The organism is Paenibacillus thiaminolyticus (genome assembly GCF_007066085.1).
GTDB lineage: Bacteria > Bacillota > Bacilli > Paenibacillales > Paenibacillaceae > Paenibacillus_B > Paenibacillus_B thiaminolyticus.
On the sequence record NZ_CP041405.1, the window covers coordinates 1,737,301 to 1,759,811 of the forward strand.

The 22,511-nt window shown below is 48.0% G+C and carries 26 protein-coding genes, 1 tRNA gene, 2 pseudogenes and 1 riboswitch; of the genes and pseudogenes, 9 read left to right on the forward strand and 20 right to left on the reverse strand.

The genetic code is table 11. The annotated features are described in order from the left end of the window. Window positions 1–10 precede the first annotated feature (10 nt). The 8 genes from FLT43_RS07825 to FLT43_RS07865 all read right to left on the reverse strand — a co-directional run bounded on the left by FLT43_RS07825 (window position 11) and on the right by FLT43_RS07865 (window position 6,302). A complete protein-coding gene (locus FLT43_RS07825; protein WP_373994962.1) occupies window positions 11–550 on the reverse strand; it encodes a polysaccharide deacetylase family protein in 540 nt (179 codons plus the stop codon). 196 nt (window positions 551–746) lie between these two features. Further along, entirely contained in the window at window positions 747–2,573 is a 1,827-nt protein-coding gene (locus FLT43_RS07830) for a sensor histidine kinase (RefSeq protein WP_087442244.1), read from the reverse strand. Beyond that, a complete protein-coding gene (locus FLT43_RS07835; RefSeq protein ID WP_087442243.1) occupies window positions 2,570–3,247 on the reverse strand; it encodes a response regulator transcription factor in 678 nt (225 codons plus the stop codon). Before FLT43_RS07835 ends, FLT43_RS07830 begins: the two co-directional genes overlap by 4 nt. Window positions 3,248–3,390: 143 nt before the next feature. Beyond that, entirely contained in the window at window positions 3,391–3,570 is a 180-nt protein-coding gene (locus FLT43_RS07840) for a hypothetical protein (protein ID WP_244194164.1), read from the reverse strand. A 131-nt stretch (window positions 3,571–3,701) separates the two neighbouring features. Then, entirely contained in the window at window positions 3,702–4,274 is a 573-nt protein-coding gene (locus tag FLT43_RS07845; protein WP_087442242.1) for a TetR/AcrR family transcriptional regulator, read from the reverse strand. Window positions 4,275–4,384: 110 nt separating this feature from the next. Continuing rightward, window positions 4,385–5,152 carry an aminoglycoside phosphotransferase family protein gene (locus FLT43_RS07850; protein WP_244194163.1) on the reverse strand — a complete coding sequence of 256 codons (768 nt, stop codon included), beginning with the start codon at window positions 5,150–5,152 and terminating at the stop codon, window positions 4,385–4,387. 186 nt (window positions 5,153–5,338) lie between these two features. Continuing rightward, window positions 5,339–5,590 (reverse strand): DUF7660 family protein, encoded by a 252-nt coding sequence (locus FLT43_RS07855; RefSeq protein ID WP_087442240.1) that lies wholly within the window; start codon window positions 5,588–5,590, stop codon window positions 5,339–5,341. A 352-nt stretch (window positions 5,591–5,942) separates the two neighbouring features. Continuing rightward, window positions 5,943–6,302, reverse strand: a complete 360-nt coding sequence (locus tag FLT43_RS07865) for a hypothetical protein (protein ID WP_087442239.1) — start codon at window positions 6,300–6,302, stop codon at window positions 5,943–5,945. Window positions 6,303–6,640: 338 nt separating this feature from the next. Between FLT43_RS07865 and FLT43_RS07870 the strand changes: the two genes are divergently transcribed. After that, complete coding sequence (locus tag FLT43_RS07870; protein WP_087442238.1) at window positions 6,641–7,003, forward strand: SH3 domain-containing protein; 363 nt, start codon at window positions 6,641–6,643, stop codon at window positions 7,001–7,003. An 84-nt stretch (window positions 7,004–7,087) separates the two neighbouring features. On the opposite strand, the gene FLT43_RS07875 is transcribed toward FLT43_RS07870, so the two are convergent. Both FLT43_RS07875 and FLT43_RS07880 read right to left on the reverse strand, forming a co-directional pair. Next, window positions 7,088–7,654, reverse strand: coding sequence for an RNA polymerase sigma factor (locus FLT43_RS07875; RefSeq protein ID WP_244194162.1), 567 nt, complete (start codon window positions 7,652–7,654; stop codon window positions 7,088–7,090). Window positions 7,655–7,864: 210 nt separating this feature from the next. Further along, window positions 7,865–8,542 carry a helix-turn-helix transcriptional regulator gene (locus tag FLT43_RS07880; RefSeq protein WP_087442237.1) on the reverse strand — a complete coding sequence of 226 codons (678 nt, stop codon included), beginning with the start codon at window positions 8,540–8,542 and terminating at the stop codon, window positions 7,865–7,867. A 411-nt stretch (window positions 8,543–8,953) separates the two neighbouring features. Between FLT43_RS07880 and FLT43_RS07885 the strand changes: the two genes are divergently transcribed. The 3 genes from FLT43_RS07885 (at window position 8,954) to sdaAA (ending at window position 11,637) form a co-directional block, all read left to right on the forward strand. Then, a complete protein-coding gene (locus FLT43_RS07885) occupies window positions 8,954–9,997 on the forward strand; it encodes a PTS sugar transporter subunit IIC (RefSeq protein WP_087442236.1) in 1,044 nt (347 codons plus the stop codon). A gap of 72 nt (window positions 9,998–10,069) precedes the next feature. Continuing rightward, a complete protein-coding gene (gene sdaAB / locus FLT43_RS07890; protein WP_087442235.1) occupies window positions 10,070–10,777 on the forward strand; it encodes an L-serine ammonia-lyase, iron-sulfur-dependent subunit beta in 708 nt (235 codons plus the stop codon). After that, window positions 10,762–11,637: an L-serine ammonia-lyase, iron-sulfur-dependent, subunit alpha gene (sdaAA, locus tag FLT43_RS07895; protein ID WP_087442234.1), complete on the forward strand. Its 876-nt coding sequence runs from the start codon at window positions 10,762–10,764 to the stop codon at window positions 11,635–11,637. Before sdaAB ends, sdaAA begins: the two co-directional genes overlap by 16 nt. Before the next feature lie 89 nt (window positions 11,638–11,726). On the opposite strand, the gene FLT43_RS07900 is transcribed toward sdaAA, so the two are convergent. From FLT43_RS07900 to FLT43_RS07930, 7 genes are all read right to left on the reverse strand, one after another. Then, the gene (locus FLT43_RS07900) at window positions 11,727–12,077 is read right to left on the reverse strand and encodes a carboxymuconolactone decarboxylase family protein (protein ID WP_087442643.1); all 351 of its coding nucleotides are present in this window, start codon (window positions 12,075–12,077) and stop codon (window positions 11,727–11,729) included. A gap of 97 nt (window positions 12,078–12,174) precedes the next feature. After that, window positions 12,175–12,510, reverse strand: a complete 336-nt coding sequence (locus FLT43_RS07905) for a hypothetical protein (protein WP_087442233.1) — start codon at window positions 12,508–12,510, stop codon at window positions 12,175–12,177. Between the two features lie 188 nt (window positions 12,511–12,698). Next, window positions 12,699–13,727 carry an NAD(P)H-dependent amine dehydrogenase family protein gene (locus tag FLT43_RS07910; RefSeq protein WP_087442232.1) on the reverse strand — a complete coding sequence of 343 codons (1,029 nt, stop codon included), beginning with the start codon at window positions 13,725–13,727 and terminating at the stop codon, window positions 12,699–12,701. Between the two features lie 106 nt (window positions 13,728–13,833). Then, window positions 13,834–13,959 carry a hypothetical protein gene (locus FLT43_RS30485; protein ID WP_258558855.1) on the reverse strand — a complete coding sequence of 42 codons (126 nt, stop codon included), beginning with the start codon at window positions 13,957–13,959 and terminating at the stop codon, window positions 13,834–13,836. A gap of 374 nt (window positions 13,960–14,333) precedes the next feature. After that, window positions 14,334–14,777: a MerR family transcriptional regulator gene (locus FLT43_RS07920; RefSeq protein WP_244194161.1), complete on the reverse strand. Its 444-nt coding sequence runs from the start codon at window positions 14,775–14,777 to the stop codon at window positions 14,334–14,336. 36 nt (window positions 14,778–14,813) lie between these two features. Beyond that, window positions 14,814–15,104 carry a hypothetical protein gene (locus tag FLT43_RS07925; protein WP_087442231.1) on the reverse strand — a complete coding sequence of 97 codons (291 nt, stop codon included), beginning with the start codon at window positions 15,102–15,104 and terminating at the stop codon, window positions 14,814–14,816. A gap of 26 nt (window positions 15,105–15,130) precedes the next feature. Continuing rightward, window positions 15,131–15,847 carry an MgtC/SapB family protein gene (locus tag FLT43_RS07930; RefSeq protein ID WP_087442230.1) on the reverse strand — a complete coding sequence of 239 codons (717 nt, stop codon included), beginning with the start codon at window positions 15,845–15,847 and terminating at the stop codon, window positions 15,131–15,133. A gap of 333 nt (window positions 15,848–16,180) precedes the next feature. Further along, window positions 16,181–16,357, reverse strand: a riboswitch (M-box (ykoK) riboswitch). A 132-nt stretch (window positions 16,358–16,489) separates the two neighbouring features. Here FLT43_RS07930 and FLT43_RS30800 point away from each other — a divergent pair. Beyond that, window positions 16,490–16,626, forward strand: a pseudogene (locus tag FLT43_RS30800) (ISNCY family transposase); the annotation flags it as partial. A gap of 555 nt (window positions 16,627–17,181) precedes the next feature. Next, window positions 17,182–18,213 (forward strand): alpha-helical endospore appendage domain-containing protein, encoded by a 1,032-nt coding sequence (locus FLT43_RS07940; RefSeq protein WP_087442229.1) that lies wholly within the window; start codon window positions 17,182–17,184, stop codon window positions 18,211–18,213. A 54-nt stretch (window positions 18,214–18,267) separates the two neighbouring features. Here the strand turns inward: FLT43_RS07940 and FLT43_RS07945 are convergent, their stop codons facing one another. After that, a complete protein-coding gene (locus FLT43_RS07945; protein ID WP_164776703.1) occupies window positions 18,268–18,567 on the reverse strand; it encodes a transposase in 300 nt (99 codons plus the stop codon). An 890-nt stretch (window positions 18,568–19,457) separates the two neighbouring features. On the opposite strand from FLT43_RS07945, the gene FLT43_RS07950 reads away from it, so the two are divergent. Further along, a complete protein-coding gene (locus FLT43_RS07950; protein ID WP_087442227.1) occupies window positions 19,458–20,663 on the forward strand; it encodes an exosporium glycoprotein BclB-related protein in 1,206 nt (401 codons plus the stop codon). Between the two features lie 82 nt (window positions 20,664–20,745). On the opposite strand, the pseudogene FLT43_RS07955 reads toward FLT43_RS07950, so the two are convergent. Beyond that, a pseudogene (locus FLT43_RS07955) lies at window positions 20,746–20,979 on the reverse strand (transposase); the annotation flags it as partial. A gap of 370 nt (window positions 20,980–21,349) precedes the next feature. On the opposite strand from FLT43_RS07955, the gene FLT43_RS07960 reads away from it, so the two are divergent. After that, entirely contained in the window at window positions 21,350–21,958 is a 609-nt protein-coding gene (locus FLT43_RS07960; RefSeq protein WP_087442226.1) for a prolyl hydroxylase family protein, read from the forward strand. Window positions 21,959–22,042: 84 nt separating this feature from the next. Then, complete coding sequence (locus FLT43_RS30805) at window positions 22,043–22,297, forward strand: ISAzo13-like element transposase-related protein (RefSeq protein ID WP_087442642.1); 255 nt, start codon at window positions 22,043–22,045, stop codon at window positions 22,295–22,297. Window positions 22,298–22,367: 70 nt separating this feature from the next. Here FLT43_RS30805 and FLT43_RS07970 read toward each other — a convergent pair. Then, window positions 22,368–22,454: transfer RNA gene (locus FLT43_RS07970), tRNA-Leu, on the reverse strand. Window positions 22,455–22,511: the final 57 nt, after the last annotated feature.

Here is a 22,511-nt window from a genome sequence, read left to right on the forward strand (position 1 = left end):
TCCCTTCCCGTTACAAACGATGATCCTTCTGGAAATTCAGGTGAAAATGCTTGGCATCATCGTATACGCCGAAGCTGTACCCCTCTTGTTGATAGAAGGCGATGATCTCCGGGAGAACCTGGGCCGAGCCGTAAGGAGGACGCACCAAATGCGGATTCTCGCCCGTAATATCACGGATGAGCGACAACGTTTCACTCATCTCCGGGACGAATTGTCCCTCTTCGTACAGTTTTTTATATTGATGAGTCATGCTATGCCCGCCAACATAATGTCCTTCACGCACCGCGCGCTTCACATTGCTTTGCCAGCTGCGGCGTTCCAGATTGGTACCCTGCATAAAAAAAGTGGCCTTGACGCCGTGCCCCTGCAAAACGTCCAGAAACTTCCCGGTCCATTCGCTCGGACCGTCGTCGAAGGTTAAATAAACGATTTTCCCTTGCGGCCGGGCGCCGCTGCTATTCGCCGCCGCTTGATGGCTCTGTCCGTGTTGCTTCGCCGTCGCCGTCTCCAGCAATGATGTAAATTTCATGAAGCAAAAGACGAGCAGCATAACGGCCGCCAGTCCTGCGATGAATCGGCCTCGTTTCTTCTTTATCGACCTTCCTTCCCTCGTGCTTCGTTCAAGGTTGGTTCGTGCTGTCATGTTCCATCCATCCCCTCTCACACTAGACAGAATAATAGAGAGAGATAAAGATAAAATGCAGATGAAATAAAGAAAAAAGCGCAGAACCGAAGTTCTGCACTCTCTACCTTTTTTTATGCAAATGGAAATAGAACATTACGCCTTCCCCTGTATTGATCACGCCATACGGCACCCCGTGCAGCTCCAAGATCTTCTTGGAGATCGCCAGTCCAAGTCCGGTTCCGCCGGAAGCGCGTTGACGGGAAGGCTCGCCGCGATAGAAACGGTCCCATATCTTCTCCAACTGTTCGTCGGGAATATGGGCTCCTTTATTTTCGATGGAAACTTGTACGGTATCCTCCTCATCAAGAGCCAACACGATAATGGCCTGTCGTTCCGGCGTGTAACGAATCGCATTCGTAAGGAAATTGACGATCACCTGCTCGATCCGGCGTTGATTGGCTACGACTTCGAACGGCTGCTGATGAATATGCAACTGCAATTGCTTGCTCGCGATATCGGAAGCGAGCTTCCCGCACATCCGCTCCAGGACAGCAGCGATATCGAACGATTCCATCTCCAGCTTGTACGTCCCAGATTCATATTTGGCCAGCTCCAGCATATCCGCGATCAGCAGATCCATCCGCCTCACTTCATCTTCCATCGCCGCAAAATAATAATCCCGCTTATGGCTGGCCACCCCGTCCTTCAGAATGGACAGACAGCTTTGAATAACGCTCAGCGGCGTTTTCAATTCATGCGACACCCCGGATATAAATTCCTTGCGCGTATTCTCGAGCTGCTTTTCTTGCTCGATATCCTCCTCCAGCCGGGCGATATGGGAATGCAGCCGCGCAGACAGCTCGTTAATGTTGCGGGACAGCTCGCCAATCTCATCCTTGGCCGTGACCGGAATTTTCTCGGAAAAGTCCAGGCCAGCCATTTTTTGCGTCGTCTCGTTCATGCGCAGCAGCGGACGGGCGATGCGGCGCGAGAAATAGAACGAGGCCAGCAGCACAAGCAGCAGCGTGGCAATGATGATATACACATAGTAGTCCTGCATCATCCCCGCGGCTTCGTTCACGGGCTGCAGCGATGTCATCGCGAACAGGTAGGCAGCCTTCCCGTTGCGCTCATCGATGCGGTCCACGAAGATTTTGTAATTCACATGGTTTTCTTCAAAATCGATGATCTGACTCGGATTCGCGCCGCTGTCGTAGTCGCCGTACAGCAGATCCGCCTGAAACGCTTTGATCCGGTCCAGAAATAAATGGTTCGTGTAGCGTGACACGCCCGCCCCTACCGGTGTCCGGATAGCCGTAATCGTGCCCTTTTCAAGGAAAGAGTGATACTTTTCAAAATATTCCGTTGGATTCTTGAACCGGGGGACGACTTCGTATTCCTTGTTCACCATCTGGTGGTTTTCCAGACGGTTCTCCTCCCTCAGATTGGAGACCGTCCTTCCCATCCGCTGCACGACGAGCTGATTCTTCATGATTAGGCCTTCCAACGCAATCGGTTCCCCCTCTTCAATCCAGGGAGCCAAAAACGGATTGTCGCTGCTGAAGTCCTCGACCTTCATGACAGTGTACAGCGGAACGGTAAGCGTGCTGCCTCCTAAGCCGGAGTTGCCGCCGACCCGATCCAATAAGATCTCCATTTGAAAATCATCGGTATACAGCAGGTTGCCCCTATCGTCCAAGGCCGCGATCCAGGTGCCATGCTTTTGATAAAAATCTTGTTCAAGCCTGACCATCGACTGTGCGCCCTTCCCGGCATGCTTCAGGTATTCCTGTTCATAGGCTTCAAGGGCAGACTTTACACTGGTTACCTTTTGATGCACATACATTTGTTTGAAAAATAAGGTTTGTCCAACAAAAACGATCGCAAGGATGAACAGGCACAAGGCGGTCGTTAATAGAAACAGCTTGAATACGATACCCTTTTTCATGGCTGATCCTCGAATTTATAGCCCGAACGAACGACGGTGACAATGGACTTGGCCTGTTCCCCCAGCTTGGAGCGCAGATTGCGAATATGACTGTTGACCGTGCGATCGTCGCCGACGAAGTCATAGCCCCATACTTTTGTAATCAACTGTTCTCTCGTGATGATGAGCCCTTTGTTTTTCATCAGATACGCTAAGATTTCAAATTCCGTATGCGTCAAGCTGCAGCTCGCCCCGTCTATCGTCACGGATCGGGAGGGGAGATGAACCGTAATGCCGCCGCCGGATAAGGTACCGGCCTCCTGATCGCGGATATGCCGGCTGTCCAGCAGCCGCTTCGCTCTAGCCAGCAATATGGGAGGACTGTAAGGCTTCGTTACATAGTCATCCGCGCCTAGATCGAACCCGAGCAGCGTATCGTCTTCATCCGCACGCGCCGTCAGCATAATAATCGGAACGTTCGACGCCTTGCGAATACGCTTGCACACCGACCATCCGTCCAACTCCGGCAGCATAATATCCAGAATAATCAAGTCCACTTCCTGCTCATGAAATAGCGACAGCGCCTGCTTCCCGTCGCTCGCCTCCAGCACCTCATAGCCTTCATTCAGCAAATAATCCTTCATAATTTCCCGCAAAATAGGCTCGTCTTCTACAATCAATATCGTTCTTGGCATAGGATGACCTCACATCTTTTTGGAGCAGAGCCCCCCATATGGCTTGCCTGAGGAGCCTTGCTTGAGAACATAACATTACTGGATATCCTAACATGTTGGCCGAATGGAGACAAATGTGTTCGGGAGAAAATAATTTATGCCCCTTACCGAATTCCTTGTTTCTTTCTTACAATTGGTTTTCTTACCAATGCCATAATTCCTGCTGTAACATAGAACATGGCAGGAATGAATCCGAATACCGAAATAATACAAACGCCCACCGATACAATAATAAGCGTCCATCCTGCGAGCTTCGGGCTGCCGTTACCTTTCAACCAAATCATCGTAATCATACCTAACACACAGCCGATAATCCCGGGTAGAACCCACTTGCAGTGAAATAACAATGCAAATATGAATGAATATTTTTAAATTCATTCACTCCCGAAGAAAAAAAAGACTGCCTGAATTCATCCTATTTTTGGCAGTCCGTTAACCCTTTCATGATAAACTCCGCCAAATACTGTATCACTTGTGGAAAATGGCGAACCCCAATCTCTTCCTTATGTGAATCGATATACGCTAACGAGTCAAAGAATGCGGGCAAAAGTTCATCATCAATATCCTCTCTTATTTTTCCTTCCGCTTTCCATTTTTTAAATAAGTCATTATATAGACTGCGAATGGAATCATCATTTCCTTTGACCTCTTCATAGTAGTGTTCCAGTTCCCGGAAGAGATCCCGGTTATACCATTCCTTCAGTATGATATTCGAGTTCATAGCACTGATGTTCTGCTCCACTAATGTGCTCACAAGTGTTACGGGATCTTGATTCATGTCTAGGGATTCAACAATCCGCTTTTTCAATATCTCATTTTCTTTCATATAGATTTCAAAGAACAATTTCTCTTTCGAGGAATAGTAGTTATAAAAAGTCCCCACTGCTATTCCCGCCATTTTTGCAATGTCTGCGATATTCGTATCTTTGAATCCTTTGGAGTGGAATAATTCCCAACCACAATTAAAGATAAGCTGTTTTTTATCCATCAGTTACCTAACCTCTTATGAATGAATTTTATTTTATTCGTTCACATTAAAGCACAGTTGCATTTTTTTGTCAACGCAAACAGAAGCACATTAGAATTTCTTAACGCCTTTCAAAGTAACTCTTCATTCAAGTGCCCATTATTTTTCAATATGCTCCTTACTCTTGAAATCGTGCCTTTTCGGAGAGGCAGAAAAGCCATTCTGTGAAACAAAATCCACCTCAAACAAGCAATTGCCTCGAACAGTTCCAGTTCCTCGCTTGTATATGAAGTTTCTTTTACAATCGCAGAAAGTAAATGGGTACTTAGCCTCATGCCGCCATATATCTTCATCAACACCATTGACCAGGCCATATCGTATCTGGGGTCACCAAGCTGCCCGTTGGTCCAATCGATTATGGTATGCGTCCCTTCCGCTTCCAACACATTCCCTATATGAAAATCCCCATGAATCAGGCAATCTTGCTTCATATCCGCACATTCAACGAGTTGAACAAGCAAATCTCGTAGATCAATATGTTCTTCAATCCCCGGATAAAAATAAGAAATAAAATCATGCTTGGGAAGCGCGAATTCATCTATATCTTGGAGAGGAATTCTATGTACGCGAGTTAGCATCTCTATAAGCGCTTTAAACAAACGCTGATTTGCTTTCTCGATAGGACTTCCGTCGAAGCTCGTTAATAAGACAGAATTCTCGTCTCGATCAAGCCCCCAGCCATACGGTTTAGAAACCGGCAACCCCCGATTATAAAAAGCTTCTAACAGCTTATACTGATTACGAACATCGGGCTTGGAATCGCGATTCCAGACTTTGAGCACAAACTGAAGCTCGCCTACACTGATTTTCGTTACCTCTGCTTCCAGACCGGACTTCATGGGAAAAATGCACGACTCCTCTGGCCGAAGCAGTGAATATGCCTCGCTTCGTATTTCCATCCAATCTATATCTCGAATAAGATTACTCAACGTCTCTCTTCCTTTCTAGGGGTCTTATCATCGTTATGTGATTTTATGGCTAACGATGATTTTGCTGTCGAGCAACCAAGTCATGATAATCCGATGTTACTCATAAATCTTCCCCATATACAGGATCTGAGCACACCTCTTCCATGGGTTATCGGGTTTGTTGTAATACGGCAGACCGTCAATTGACGTCAATCCCCATTCATTGGCGGCTTCCAGAAAGGCTTCTATCGATTCATTCTCCCACTCTTCTTTATGGTTAATCCTGTCCTTTCTAAGTTCATTCATAAAGTGTAGAAAAGATTTTTCATCTGTCACTTCATCTACCAGTTCGAAAAGTATCTTCTTCATCTTTTAAATTTTCAATCCTTTGCCATTTTCCTTCAGGAATTGCACATCACGTAATGGAAATGCAGATTCCTTCATGTTCTATTCATTGCCTAGTCCAAAAGCTTTTATAATCCTCCAACTCGACATCCTCATCTTTCATGCAATAGTAGCATGGAAGATTTCGTCTATGATTTGATTATTTTGATCATAAAGCATATATGGATGTAAAAACAACTTATCGCACTCTTTATGCTCCTCCCCGATATTTCTTTTTTTCGGAACCAATGAGATTTCCGTTGTTCAAGAGGTAAGTATCTCCGGATGAAATAGTGAAAAACATCAAAATAAGAGGAAGAGTCGGTCCTGATCTTACTCATTCTTCTTGGGATACAAACACTTTTGTTATTGGTGCAATCGCCTCCGCCCACTCTTTAAATGCGTCAGGAGTAATCATAATGTTAGGAGTATGTGTCTGCCAAACTGCATATCCTGCCATATTCTGTAATGCGTCTTCAGGGATTGTCTCATTCCAAATGTCTTCTCGACTTGGATCCCCTATGTAGACACCATTGACATCATACGTGTGGGTATCAGTCGCATGAAGGATGTTACCAGAAGCATCTGTAAGAAGAACTACAACAGACCCAGTAAATCCTTCCCAATGATCGGAAGTCCAGGTTTTTGTAGTAGCATCAATTTGTGCGTTACCTGAGATTGTAAATCTTGTCTCCATTGCTCTATGTTCTCCTAATACATCGTGCTTAGAACCATGAACGGGAAAAGAAAGCATGTTCAACAACCTTTCTTATGGATTTTTTCGATATTAATGTTACCAAATAAAATAATAAAATTCTGTATTATTAATCCAAATTTGACACATTTGGACCTAACCTCGCCATGATTAATCCCTTATTTTGAAAATTGTTCACAAATTTTATGTAATCTAGGAATTCATAAACAATGATATAGATGAAGGGGATAACTCATACTTATCCTGCTTCCACGAATAAGCTAGAGTTCACCCCTCGCCGAAAATAAAAGCCATTATCGTAAAAAGGAGCTGTTATTCAAATGTTCAAAAAAGTTGCAATCTTGTCGTTGGCGATCGCTAGTACGTCCGTCCTGGCCCAAGGAGCATATGCCGCGGAGAATAAGGTTCAAGCTAATGTGAATAATCAGCATCAAGCCGTGACCGCCGATAGCGGACTGGTCCTTCTAAGTGCAACGTATGAAATAAAGGAAAATGGAGTTCGATTCCGAAGCAATCCTTCCTTATCCGGGACAGTGATTGGCTTGCTTAATAAGGGCGATATGGTGAACGGAGGACGTCAAGATCCTGTATACGCAGACGGCTATAACTGGATCAATGTATATAGCTACAAACATAATGCTTGGGGTTGGGTAGCAGTCAATTATGTGACGGAGATCGGATGATTCTATTTTTTTCAATCGCAATGGGGCAGCCCCATTGCGATTGAACATTTCCCGAACAGCCGCGGCTGAATGATTTGCAGGGCCTTATCCAATATCGAGACTCACGACAAGCGTCTGAACTATGCTCCTGATTTTTTTATTAATCCGGTAGATTCTTGTCGTAATTGCATTACCCGATACCTCATATTTGCGAGTCAGATCCGCAATTGACATGTTCTGAATGTAATAATCCGTATACAGTTCATATTCGCTTGTACTCAAGTTCATTAACACTTGATCATATAATTCATCCACATCGACAGCGTTTTCGATAAGCTGATCGATTTCATTATTCCGCGATTCCAATTGGTTATTAATATCATCCGTCATGAGTACTTCATACCTATTTTTGAGATACATCGCTCGAAACGATAGATTCACGAAATTCCTGGCCGTAGTGAATAGCCATCCTTCCACATTCGGGTGATTTTTCAGCTTAGAGATTTGCTTTCTCGCTTCCAAAAAGGTATTTTGCGTACATTCATCGGCAAAGTCCATAAGCTCCAACTGCGATTTTGCCAATTTCCTGCAATATTTATAGATCGGCTTGAAATAGGTATCACATAATTCATGAAAAAAAAGCTCATCACGTTCGCATCTTTCCCTCAACACAGTGCCACAACTCCTCAACTAATTTTGTTATTTATTTATATAAAACCCAGTTAAATCTAATTATGGCTATAATAAATAATATGTATTATTAACGAGAAAGTAAAGGGAATATTTTACAGATTATATTGAGGCCATAACAGAAACAAAAAAGAGCCTCAGCATAACGCGCTGAAGCTCCGGAGAATGGCAGGAGAATCCTCCCCTTCCACCTTAATGGCTAACCTTCTTTTCACTTTTCGATGTATGATTGCGCAGATGCAAATACACCGTATGCTTCGTAATCTTGAGCGCGCTCGCTACAATCGTTACGGCGTCCCTCATATTGAATACGCCCCGCTCATATAAGAGGCCGATAATATGCTTATTCCGGTTCGCATACGAGATATCGGGAGAAGCGTCAACCCCCTCAATCGTTCGTTCAATCGTTTCCTGAATCATATCCTCGACAGATGAGGCAAAATGCTCCGTCTGCCCCCTTGATTCCAGATCCGGATGCGGCACAAAGGCTTGGAGTACCTGAGAAAACGGCTCATCCAGATTTATGTTAATGCACAGCAATCCGATAATTTTCCCAGCCTCGCCCCGGATCGCGATCGTGCTCGACTTCATCAGACGATTGTTCTTGCTCCTCGTAAAATAACTGATTGCCTGCTTCGAGTTGGACTGTTCAATCTCTTGCAGCATTTGCAGAGCCAGATTGGTGATCGGCGCTCCCAATTCCCTTCCCGTATGATGCCCGTTCGCAATCTTGATAACGGAATGCTGGTAATCTTCCAGACTATGCAGCACGATCTCGGAGGCATCCCCCAAGTAATCAGCCAAGCCTTCCACCACCGAATCATACGACTCCAATATAGAACGATCCTGTTCCGTAAATCTTGTGTTCATGGAATCAAATCCTTCCTTGGGCAACCTGTAGTTGAGCATTGCGGTCAATTAAAAAAATTTGATTATATCAACATAAGTTAATTCTATTAACGATTAGTAACATCATAACGCGAACGATGGCCACAATCAATCCCCCGCTTCGCCAATTTCCCCGATACATCGTCCAAATCGGCCACAATATTGACGGCTTCGCATAACTTGCGGCAAATTTTCAAACTCTATCAAAAGCGATATTGTATGTTCGAAACAAACTTGATATAATCAATTCTAGTTAATCGACTCAATTTTTTTTGATTAGATTAATAAATCCAAGATTAACTCAAACTTAATTGATTCCCTGAAGCAATGCATTAATTTTTAAATTTTGAAAGCGGTTACTAATTAACCTGCACACAAGGAGGAACTTCGAGTATGGACATCGCAATCGGCACCTTATTGCTTCTACTGGTATTGTCCCTGTTCTCCCTCTTCAGCTTCAAAGCGCCGAACGGCATGAAGGCGATGGGGGCATTGGCCAATGCGGCGGTTGCCAGCTTTTTGGTGGAAGCGTTCCAAAGCTATGTAGGCGGAGACTTGTTCGGCTTCGAGCTCGCGAAGGAAGTCGGGCTTGCTTCCGGCAGCATGGGCGGCGTAGCCGCTGCCGCGCTGGTCGCGCTCGCTATGGGGGTCTCCCCCGTCTATGCGCTGCTGCTTGGCGCAGCCTGTGCCGGCACCGGCTTGCTCCCTGGCTTTATCGCCGGTTACCTCGTCTCGTTCATCGTCAAGTTTATTGAGAAGAAGGTTCCGGACGGACTCGATCTCATCGTCTGCATTATCGTCGCCGCACCGCTCGTCCGCTTCGCAGCCAATATCGCGACGCCGATCGTCGACGCCACGCTGCTCAATATCGGCGGCATCATTACGACAGCAGCGAACAATAATCCGATTATTATGGGCATCGTCCTGGGCGGAGTCATTACCGTCGTCGCGACCGCGCCGCTCAGCTCCATGGCGCTTACCGCGATGCTAGGTCTGACCGGGCTGCCGATGGCGATTGGGGCCTTGTCTGTCATGGGTTCATCCTTCATGAACTTCGTGTTCTTCCACCGCATGAAGTTCGGCGACCGCAGCTCCACGATTGCCGTGGCTATCGAGCCGTTAACCCAGGCGGACGTCATCTCCGCCAACCCGATACCGGTCTATGTGACCAATTTCCTGGGCGGGGCCATGGCCGGAATCGTCGTCGCCCTGTTCAACCTGACCAACAATGCGACCGGCACCGCGACCCCGATTGCCGGACTGATGGTCATGTATGGCTTCAACGATGCCAAGACCGTGACAATCGCGGCCGTATTATGTGCGCTGTGCGGCATCGTGGCGGGCTTCATCGGCTCAATCATCTTCAAGAACTTCAAAATCCGCACCGTCGCCGAAATCCGCGGAACCGCGCCCGCGACCGGCACCGAAGCGGCTTGAGCGAGTTGATATATGTAGTCTTGTACGGGTATTCACGCAGCATCAACAATCTATGCAGAGGAGAATCGAACCATGCCGTTTCACTCCGTTTTTGACATTATCGGCCCCATTATGATCGGTCCGTCCAGTTCGCATACGGCCGGAGCCAACCGCATCGGCCGCGTGGCGCGCAAGCTGTTCGGGCGCTTACCCGAATCCGTGACGGTAACCCTGTATGGATCATTCGCCAAAACTTACCGGGGCCATGGAACCGATGTGGCCATCATAAGCGGAATTCTTGACTTCGACACGGCGGACGAGCGGATTCCGGACGCCCTCGATATCGCCGCGGAGCAAGGGCTGGACGTACAGTTCGTGCTGTCGGATGACATCGTGGAGCATCCCAATACCGCGCGTCTTACCCTGAGAGACAAGCGTGGCGCGCTGGAGGTCGTCGGGGTATCGATTGGCGGCGGCAGCATGGAAATCCGTGAAGTCATTCAATTAGACGACAACCCGTACGGCAGCCATCCAATGATGCTCGTCCTGCACGAGGACAAGCACGGCGCCGTAGCCCATGTGACGTCGCTGCTCGCCGAGCATCATATCAACATCGGATATATGGAAGTATCCCGTTCGGGCAAAGGACAGAGCGCCTTGATGGCGATCGAGCTCGACGAATCGATCGACGACGCGGTCATCCATCATATGCACAAGCTCCCTCATATTAAGGAGATATGGCAAGTGAAGACATATCAGCGCACGAACTCCGAAGGAGGCAGACCATGTTCCATAGCGTAGCCGAGCTGCTCCAGCTTGCCGAGGAGAGACAGATTAACATATCGCGTGTCATGCTGGAAAGAGAAATGAAGATTCGACAGCAATCGGAAGAAGAAATTATGCACATGATGGAGGCCAACCTGACTGTCATGGAGCAGGCGATCGAGAAAGGCCTGAAGGGGGTCGTCTCCCATTCCGGTCTGACCGGAGGAGATGCCGTCCTGCTTCAGCGCTACATTGCCGGCGGCCATTCCTTGGCCGGTCCCCTCATTCTCGATGCGGTCAGCAAGGCGGTGGCAACCAATGAAGTGAACGCGGCCATGGGCATCATCTGCGCCAACCCTACCGCTGGAGCGGCAGGCGTCGTGCCGGGGACGCTATTCGCGGTCAAGGAGAAGCTGAAGCCTACACGGAAGCAAATGGTGGAGTTCCTGTTCACGGCGGGAGCATTCGGGTTCGTCATCGCCAATAATGCCTTCATCTCGGGCGCGGCGGGAGGCTGCCAAGCCGAGGTCGGCTCCGCCACGGGAATGGCCGCGGCGGCGATTGTCGAGATGGCGGGCGGAACGCCGCGCCAGTCAGCCGAAGCGATGGCGATCGCGCTGAAAAACATGCTCGGCTTAGTATGCGATCCGGTGGCTGGCCTGGTGGAGGTTCCTTGCGTGAAGCGCAACGGAGTCGGCGCCTCCGCAGCGGTTGTAGCCGCGGATATGGCATTGGCCGGGATCAAGAGCCGAATACCGCCCGACGAGGTCATCATGGCGATGTATGAAGTCGGCCTCTCCATGCCAAGCTCCCTCCGCGAGACGGCGGAAGGAGGACTGGCCAACACCCCTGCCGGCCGCAAGCTGGAAGCGATGGTGCTTGGCGGCAGTCAATAGCGGAAAACGCCAAAGTCCCCGGGCAGTAACGACGACGCCGGGGACTTTCAACGTTTACTTTCCGAGCTTAGACGGGACACGCCCAAGGCCTAAGACAAGTGAGCGCCGTTGCCGTTCAGCGCCTTCTGAACCCGCATCACGCCCTGGGACAGCGCATGACCGCCTCCGATAGCGGCCGCGACCGCCACGGCCTCCATAATTTCCGCGTCGCCCGCTCCTTTATGTCTCGCCTCGTTCACATGGTATAACGTGCATACCTCATTGTTCGCGAACAAGCCGATCCCAAGGGCGATCAGCTGCTTCGTCTTCGCATCCAGCGCCCCGTCGGCGAAGCAAGCGCCCGTAAACGCATGATAAGCTTGCGTGACGTCCGGCAAGGTCGATTCCAGCTCGGCAATCTCATTCTTATAAGCCTGCACTTTGTTATCCATTTCGGATATGATCGCTCCTTCTCTGCCGCCCCCGATGCAGCACATCTCTTCTCAGGGGCAGTGGCCAATCTGCTTCGTTCCCTAGGATAACCAGGTCAAGCCGGCTTCATCCCTCCGGCTGGTCGGAGGGATGATTCTTCATCACTCGGGATTCCCGCTTCAGCTTCTTATACGCGTTGATGAACGATGCGGGATTATCGCGGACGAAATAAGTCTCCACCCCGCGATGCGTATGCAAATAGAGAAAGCCGATCGCATCCGATCCGCCATGCTTGCGATGGCAAGACATATCATAGATCTGCGACATGGCGATCCGCTTGTCCCGGATTCGCACCTCATGTGCGTGCAGCTCGATATGGTACGAGGTCTCCGTAATCCGTGCCTCGTTGCAATCTATGGTCCTCGTAATCTCCACGCATGCCTGTACCGCCAATACGCTCATCGCTGTACCCCCTTAATCCGTAAAAGAGCTTTCCCTTTCCGACCATTATAAAGGAAAAGCAGGGGCGTTCGCCAATTCTCCCCCATCCCTCAGGCTGTGCGCCTAGCCGAGAGCATGGCCCGAACCATCTTATCACGCGAACAGGCGAACAGGCGGCAGCGGAAGCTGTCGCCTGTTCTATCATCAACTTATTTGACGTAATAATGAAGCGGATAAGTCCGGTATTGAGCCGGAGCCATTTTCTCGGTGGTGTAGAAGCCGGCCGGCGCCTGCAGCAGATCCGGAATCCGGTTGACGACCGTCGCGCATGTCAGCTCGACCGTTGCCGGGCAGGAGATATTGACCTCAGTCATTGGCTCGCCCTTAATGACCCAATCGTTATGGTCGACTTCATCCTCGGCATACACTTTGCCGATGCATTCCGTCACGATAACCGGACCTTGATGGGTCACCGTCGTGACGACGGCGGACATGCCGGTGGCATCGCCTGCCGGGATGGTGCGGCCGAGCGTCGTGGAATGCAGATCTTGATCATGCGTCATTGGCACGAGCTGCTGATCCATTGATTTGATCGTCCACCCGAACTGCGAGCAGAGCCATTCGTTCGCATTTCTCATGAAGGACGGGAGGTCGTTGTTGCTGGCGATCTTCTCCTCGAATTCCTGCAGGGTCAATCCGGCCCCGTGCACCTCGGCAAGCGCAATGCCATACTCCTCGACGTTGTAGCTCGACTTGCCCTCGATTCTCGTAATCTGATGCGTCGCTCCGGCCAATACTGTGATTAGATTGCCCCAAAATACGTCCTGATACCCGGATCCCGCCAAGGTGCAGCCGTTGTCCTTCGCGAGCCGGTCAAGACGGCTCGTCAAAGCCGGGGAGGTTGTCCATGGATAGAAGGCTTCTTCACAGGTGCTGATCGCGTTCACCCCGTGACGGGCCGCCAGCTCGAATGCTGCGTACGTATCCGACAGCAGGCTTGTCGTCGCGATAATGCAGACTTGCGCATCACATTCCTTGAAGACTTGCTCGGCATCCGCACGGACAGGCACATTCAGCTTGAGGCCCAGGCCTGCCACCTCGCCTGCGTCCTTGCCGACGATATTCGGATTCACATCGATGGCCCCGACGATTTCCGCGCCCTTCTCATGCAGATATCTTAGAAAATATAAACCCATTTTTCCGCAGCCGTACTGAATGACTCTAATTTTCTCTTTCATGACGGACAACCTCCCAAAGATATTGTTACTTTTTTCACAATCTATTATGCCATCGTCTTGCAGGAGCTCCTCTGTCCTTATCATAAACTCTATAGTAACTATAGAGTCAACCCTGTGTTATCGGAACCTGCAGCTTCATGAACATATTCCGTTCATCGGTATGGAATACCGGCAGCTCCACCACGACTTCGCAGATATAATCGCCGGCCACTTCGCAGCCCTTTGCCTTCACATGGTCAAGCAGACGCCCGGCATATTCCCGCTCCTGAAAAAACTGCTGCAGTAAATCAGGCTGTTGGAAAACCCCTGTTTTTTTGGGAGGGGTGAGTACCTAATCGAAACTTGGCATTCAGAGCGTTATCGCCTTCCGGAGACATCATAATCTCCTTGGGTTTTAACGTGTGGAGGGAATTGCTGCTATTTTACAGGAATTTCGGCTCAATGAGTCCACATTTCAGGGAATTGCTGCACAGCTACATCATTTTAGGCCCTTTTGAGCGAAGTCGAAGAGAAACGGGTGAAATTGCTGCCGTTTTACAGGATTCCCTTTCTGGTGAAGCCGTCCCTATCGAGTTGCTGTATTTTTGCAGGATTTTGCCTACCGAATCAACGTGTCTTGAGACACCGTGCAGTTTTAGGGACTTCGCCTATCGGATAGCACGCGGGAATACGCTGCAGCACAAGCTGTCCGTCCTGCGGCGCGTTCATATACGTGTCGTAATTTTTGATGCTGACCTGGATCGCCTTATCCATCTGCTCCAGTTCCTTGCGCTTGCGATCAACAAGCGCGGCCTGCTCCCGCAGCATCGCAGGAATCGAGGCGATATCCTCGCTGTCGAACCAGGCCATAATATTGTCCAGCGACATGCCCAGATACTTCATATAATTGATTAAATCAAGTCTGGCGCACTGCTTGATCGAATAATAGCGGTAACCGGTAGTCTCATCGACGAACTCCGGCTTCAACAGTCCCAGCTTGTAATAATAGCGGAGCGTCTGCACCGAGGTATGGTTCAGCTCCGCCATGCGGCCGATCGATAGCTTGTCCATGAAGCCTCCTGCTCCTTTTATCAACCTGTGTTCATCTCATCCAGACTTATTCAGCATATGAACGGCTTGGGGACGGTTCAACTCGTGCATGCACCGTTTCTGCATTCCCGAGAGTTCAGCATACATCTCCCCGAACTCGCCCGGAGACAGAACCGAGTATACCCGGCAGCGTCCGCTCTCGCTCAGCTCCAGGAAAAAACGGGCCCGATCGGACGGATGAAGCTCCTGGAAATCTTTGCGGAAAGCTTCGGCCTCCCCATACTTCAGCGCTTGAAGCAAATGGTAAGTGTACTCCTCTTTATACCGGTATTCATTCAGACGGATCATCACATTCGCTCCTTTCCCCTTCCCGTTTATAACTGCTCCACTTCTACACTGAGCACATGATCAATTTTTTTGATGTAATAATAGATCTCGGTCAAATAATGATGCTCCGGCACAGACAGCACCAGATCCATCCGCTGCCGTCCACTGTCGAGATCTTTGAGCTTAAAGTGCCGGATCTTGAATTCGGCCTTATCTGTGGATGCCATCTCCTCCGGGGCAGGCATATGATTCTTCTGAATCCGCCGGATGAGCTCGGTCATGCGAGGATTCGATTCCACCACGACCTTCAGCGACACATCACAGCGGTTCAATCTCGCTGACCCAAGCGACTTCAAAAGAATGGGAACCAGATTGACGGCAGCAATCAGCAGCAGGACGCCGCAGATCGCCTCGGCATAAAACCCGGCCCCGATAGCGACCCCAAGGGCAGATGCCGACCAGATAAGCGCCGCGGAAGTGAGCCCGGAGATCACCTCATTGCTTCTGCGCAAAATAACACCGGCCCCAATAAAGCCGACGCCGCTAACAATCTGGGCGGCCAGCCGCATTGGATCCATATTCGGATGATCTGCGCCCCCGAATTTGCCGAAGGCTTCGATCGACACAATCGTCAGCAGACAACTGGCAATGCAAATCACCATGCTGGGCCGCATCCCCAGCTGCTTCTGCTTCATTTGCCGGTCAAGTCCGATCAACAGCCCGAACAACAGGGCCAGTGCCAGCTTCATCATCATCACTATCATTGCGATCACCTCTCGGATACAAGCTCATGTTGGAACACCAAAAAGCTCTCCCGCAAAGAGAGAGCCAGCCGTTATCCGATGACTGAAAGCAGATCAAATCAACCTGCCGCGGCACCCTGTCTGCGCATCGCGAATCCATCCGCAGGGATCAGGGGTGAAGGCTAGGCGAAGATCGGAGAGCACACCGAACAACACACTTTCTCTTTGCAGGACACACACGAAATAAAAACGCCATTGCTCCGACTCGGACTGCCATCCATATCTGCTCTCCCCTTTCCATACAAAATAAAAACCCTCTGAACATGCCAGAGGGTTAGAACGCGCACAAAGAGGCCTGCTCCCCCTGGTCGAGTTTTGGCACTATACAACGTAAAGCAAACGAGATTCGTTTCCTTAGCCACCTTATGAAAAGCCTTAATCCGGCAATCCCTGTTCTACCCATGGGCATCTTTCGATATTTCTGGGCAGTGGCCTATGTTTGCATAGGAGCCTCACCTAACGAGGAATATATGGTACCCACGAAGTATACCCCGATACGGTTGATGCTGTCAATGGGACGCTGTCACGGTGTTGTTCTTCTGTGACAATGTCACCCTATAACTGTTCTGAGATAATGTCACTATGGGACAGGAGATAATGACATTGACAAAAGCAGAAATGAAGAAGGTGCTCGTTGTGGAGAAAATATAGATGGGCGGATGACCAATAGGGAGGGAGCGGCAGCGCTTAGTTTATCAGAACGCCAAGTCATTCGGCTAAAGAACAAATACCAATCGGAGCCCAGGATTCTGCCCGTGTCAAATTGCGAAGTGTCTATTATCATCCCTGCTGGCGACGAATCCTCATCGATTATATAGACGATCCATTGCTATAAATATTAATATTATGCAATCGGGCAGCTATTTTCCAATTGCTTCTGAAAATCGTGTATAACACGAACGATGGTTAAAAGTCCACACCTTTAATGAAAAAAAATCATATCCTGCATTATACGACCAAAAGGAGCCATTCCTGTAATGAATGATTTCGAGGTTTGAATAAGCTGCTTGAATCAAAGCGATTTCGCGTCCCTACCAGAACATGAAATAAACCAACGACACTTGAAGCACGGAGCAGCCGTAGAGTTTATTCCATAAGCGCAACGACCCAGTGCGACATGGGAGGGTAAGCTGTCGAGGGAATGGTATCCCAACCTCTTTTCCCGTCACCGGCTCCTCCAGAAAATTATGACATAGATACATGACTTCTCCTTCTCTCGGGATGTTCGATGGTTGAAAATCTAAGAATGAGTGAGAACACGCGAGAAAACAATAATTCATAGTGGGAGGAAGACAATGTCGCAAGCGAATATTCCTAATATAACCCCTAACATCACGATTACTAGAGATGACGCCTTGAACCTCTTGTTATCTTCTATAGCGATTGAAGAGTTAGGGCTAGGACACATTATTAATGCCGAAGCAGAAAAAATCCAATACGCTATCGGTACGCTGCCAGGACTTTCGGTTCCGGCGACCATCAGTGAGTTGCTGGAGGTAAATTCAAGTGTTCAAACTACGCTGCAAGGATTAATTAAGAAAGAGCTGCTCCTTCAATCTAAACTGGAAAACATCTTGGCTGCCCCTTCTTTAGTAGGTCCAACCGGCCCAACCGGGGCTACAGGGCCATCTGGTGGACCTCCAGGAGCAACTGGCGCTACTGGTGTGACAGGAGCAACTGGAGCTACCGGGGCTACCGGGGCTACCGGAGCAACTGCGGCAACCGGAGCAACTGGGGCAACCGGAGCTACCGGGGCAACCGGGGCAACTGGTGCGACAGGAGCAACAGGCGCTACTGGACCTACTGGTGTGACAGGGGTAACAGGCGCTACTGGACCTACTGGTGTGACAGGGGTAACAGGAACTACCGGAGCAACCGGTCCATCAATTAGTACACTTGCTGCTTTTGGATCTTTTTCCCTTAACACATCAATTACTGGTACATTAACTATACCAGTTGGTGGGAATATACCGTTTAATCAAAACCCTGTGCCACCTGTTGGAATTATTCATCCATCAGGATCTGACACATTTACTATCACGGTTGCTGGCACCTATTTAATCATTTACGGGATACACTATACCGTTGCATCAGCTGCGCAGTTACCAGTTAACACCATTATATTTTCAGGTGGATTCGGTCGTAGTGATACGACCCTTAAAAGTGGAACTACTTCCAGTCTTGATGCTTGGATGACTAATAGTTCTATGCTGCCTTTAGCAGTAGGGGATACAGTGGTAATTAAAAACGATGGTACCAATAGCTTTAATTTAACGGCGGTTCCAGGTGCTGCAGCATATATTACTTTTACCAGAGTGGGGCCATAAGATTTACAGTTCTGATGTTCTATTGATTTAAAACGGAAATATAATAAAAAGAAATTATAATTCCAATAAGCCCCAGAAATCAAAAGTTGCGCGGAGAAACATAATGTTTTCCGCCCAACTTTTTTTGTGCGTTTGCTTTTGCAGGAAAGTAGCGAGGCGGATGCTCCCCACTTTCCGTAAATTGTTGGCCATGGTCACAATCCCGAAATCGACGTTAACCTTGTCCAGCCCCCGCAAGGAGAACCGTCGGAACGACCGATTGCCCTTGATGTGACCGAACACGCTCTCCACCTCCACCTTACGCCGGGCGTAGATCACGGATTTCTCGTCATCCTCAAGAGCTCTTTTGGCCATTACTTTTAATCCCATTTGGGCAATCGCACATTCCTCACATTCATAGATCTTGTTAGAGGGCAACCATCAACGGTGAGTACAGTAAGGGTTATATTCATGAGGAAACTCCTTTTGAATTAAATAGACTCTCGCATTCGCCGGGGCAGATACAGAAAAGATTTCCTCGTACCATCAAAACTGCTTTCCTCCTACTTGTGTAGGGGGATTTTTATTTCAACAGTAACCCGAACTGGAAAAAACATTTGGGTTACGGCTGTTTTTGTGGGAGGGAGGGGGAGAGAGGAGATGAACAGCTTAGACAAGAATCTTCTGGAAGTGTCTGTCATCATCCCTGCTGGCGACGAATCCTCATCGATTATACAGACGATCCATTGCTGTAAATATTAATATTATGCAATCGGGCAGCTATTTTCCAATTGCTTCTGAAAATCGTGTATAACACGAACAATGGTTAAAAGCCCACACCTTTAATGAAAAAAAATCATATCCTGCATTATACGACCAAAAGGAGCCATTCCTGTAATGAATGATTTCGAGGTTTGAATAAGCTGCTTGAATCGAAGCGATCTCGCGTCCTTACCAGAACATGAAATAAACCAACGAGAATTGAAGCACGGAGCAGCCGTAAAGTTTATTTCCATAAGGGCAACGACCCAGTGCGACATGGGAGGGTAAGCTGTCGAGGGAAGGGAGTGGATATCCAAAGTGCGGTCATACAAGTCACCCAAAGACTGGGAATGGTGTCCCAACCTCTATTTCCGTCACCGGCTCCTCCAGAAATTATGTCATAGCTACATGACTTCTCCATCTCTCGGGATGTTCGATGGTTGAAAATCTAAGAATGAGTGAGAACACACGAGAAAACAATAATTCATAGTGGGAGGAAGACAATGTCGCAAGCGAATATTCCTAATATAACCCCTAGCATCACGATTACTAGAGATGACGCCTTGAACCTCTTGTTATCTTCTATAGCGATAGAAGAGTTAGGGTTAGGACACATTATTAATGCCGAAGCAGAAAAAATCCAATACGCTATCGGTACGCTGCCAGGACTTTCGGTTCCGGCGACCATCAGTGAGTTGCTGGAGGTAAATTCAAGTGTTCAAACTACGCTGCAAGGATTAATTAAGAAAGAGCTGCTCCTTCAATCTAAACTGGAAAACATCTTGGCTGCTCCTTCTTTAGTAGGTCCAACCGGCCCAACTGGGGCTACAGGGCCATCTGGTGGACCTCCAGGAGCAACTGGCGCTACTGGTGTGACAGGGGCAACCGGAGCAACGGGAGCCGGAGCTACTGGAGCCACGGGAGCTACTGGAGCCACGGGAGCTACCGGAGCAACGGGAGCTACCGGAGCTACTGGAGCCACGGGAGCCACCGGAGCCACCGGCGCAGGAGTAACCGGAGCTACTGGAGCCACTGGAGCTACCGGTGCCACGGGAGCTACCGGAGCCACTGGTGCAGGAGTAACCGGCCCGACTGGTCCTACCGGAGCTGCAGGTTCTATTGGTCCTCCTGGAATTCCTGGAGCCCCTGGAGCCCGTGGAGCCACCGGAGCCACCGGAGCAACCGGAGCCGGGGGAAGAGATGTTATTATCCCATTTGCATCAGGTATACCCGTTCTGTTAGTATCAGCTTTGTTAGGGACAAATGGAACTCAAGGACTTATTGGATTTGGTACTAATGGTACTGTTGTTGCTATCTTAGGAGGTCAAATTGACATCGAAGGTGGAATAGGTGAACTTGTAAACGAAGCATTCTCCATGCCACGAGATGGTAATCTGACTTCAATATCGGCATATTTTAGTACAACAGAAGCTCTTACGTTATCAGGTGTTATTACTATTACTGCTCGGGTGTACACGTCCCCAGTACCAAATAATATCTTTAACCAAGTTGCTTCTGTTGATTTAGCTCCAACCTTAGGACCTGGAATAGTTGATGTAGGTACTATTTCTAGTGTAACTACAGCATTACCAAATATCCCTGTAACAGCAGGAACCCGTATATTAATCGTATTTACTGCTGAGGCAGAAGGTTTGGATATTGGATTAGCAGTCGCTGGTTATGCGAGTGCAGGGTTAGGTATTAGCTAGATAATTGATAGATTAAGAGCTTATCAAGTAAATTGATTGGTTCAGATTATTGACAAACCCCAATTTTACGGGGGTTTGTTTTTTATATCAGCCAACGTACAAGAAAAATAAGAAGACAGCCTGAACCGGCCCTCCCGTGGTAGGTTGTGGCAATCTTCATCACGTTCTGGCATATGGCGGTCATCAATGCTTGCTGCAATTTTTTCTTTCCGCGGAACCGGCAGTAGCGAAGCCAATGGAGTCTCTTGGCATCCGCAAAGCTTCGCTCAATGGTTTGGTACCGTAATCAGTACAGATATTTACCGGATGCACTCATGATGATTTGCTTAATCCAATGAATCAATTCATGAAAAAGCACCGAGTAATAATGATTCATGACTTCAAATTGCTTCATTAATGGCATGGTTACACGAACAAAAAATTTATTATAGTCGACCTTTGCTAGGCTTATATGGATAATATCCGGACCTCTTATATACCCCATAACAATCTTTTTAGCTGCCTCTAAAGTTGTATGGTCCCATGTTTTAATTGACTCTTACTAATCTTCAAAACACGCTAGTGATAAGTGATATAAGTGTTGAAAATAATGTATGTGTGGAGGAGCGATAATATCACAAAAAAAAGTCCTATACATATACATAAATTTAACTTAACTGAATTTACTTGTTAGGAGATGAAATTCTATGCAAGAACCTGCACAGCTACTGAATCAACAACCGTTTATCGGTTGCTATCCCTCGTTGATCTCTCCAGAAGCTTGTCAATCCTTAATTAATTTAGCACGTGGCCAGTTAACACCAGCAACCGTGGTTGGTCAATCCGGGGGGTTAGAAGTTTCTCATTTAAGGATTTCAGACTTGACTTGGTTTGACCATAATCACAATGAAGTTGTACAAAGTATATGTAAGCAAATGGCAGAAATTGTTGAGCAACCCATTCATTACGCTCAAAATTTACAAGTTGCTCATTATAAACCGGGCGGGAAATTTGACGCTCATTTGGATTGTTATGATTCGCAAGAAGCACACAAAGCATTTCTCGAGCAATCAGGTCAACGGTTATATACTGCGCTTCTTTATTTGAATGATGTTGTCACTGGAGGAGAAACATATTTTCCGAATTTAAATATCGAAGTTTCTCCTACAACTGGAACTTTATTAGTTTTTGAAAACTGCCAACCAGGTACATCCATTCCTGATCAGCGATCGGTACATGGATCAAAAATTCTAATGAGTGGGGAAAAGTGGATTGGTACACTTTGGTTTTGTGAGCGACCACAATATCAAGTATGAACCTCACCTACATTAGGCACATGCAAGAAAATAATAGACTAAAACTGTCTCAGGAAACGAAAAAAATCTTAGCAAACGGACGCCATATTCAACAAGCTGAAGAAAACGCATGAAGAGACGAAAGATCAGAATAACGTCTTTCGCATCTCAATCGATACGAAAGACCGCGTAAAGATTGGCGATTTTTCCAGAGGTGGATCCAGTCGAATCGCGGTAAAAGCGGATAAGCACGATTTTTCCAAGGCATTTGTCACGCCATTTGGACTCCTGGAGATCAAGGCAGATCAAGTAGCGCTGTCTTTTACGAAATCCAAAGTCACCCCTTGTGTACCAGCTTAAAGATTTTGAATAACAAAAAGGTTCCTTCTCTGCCAGAAAAAGCAGATCAGAAACCTGTCATTGTATAAAGTGGTGCGGTCAAGAGGACTCGAACCTCCACGGGTGTTACCCCACTAGAACCTGAATCTAGCGCGTCTGCCAATTCCGCCATGACCGCATATTTAGTATCTTACATTTCGTAATTTAATTTTCTTAGCGACAAGAAATATAATAT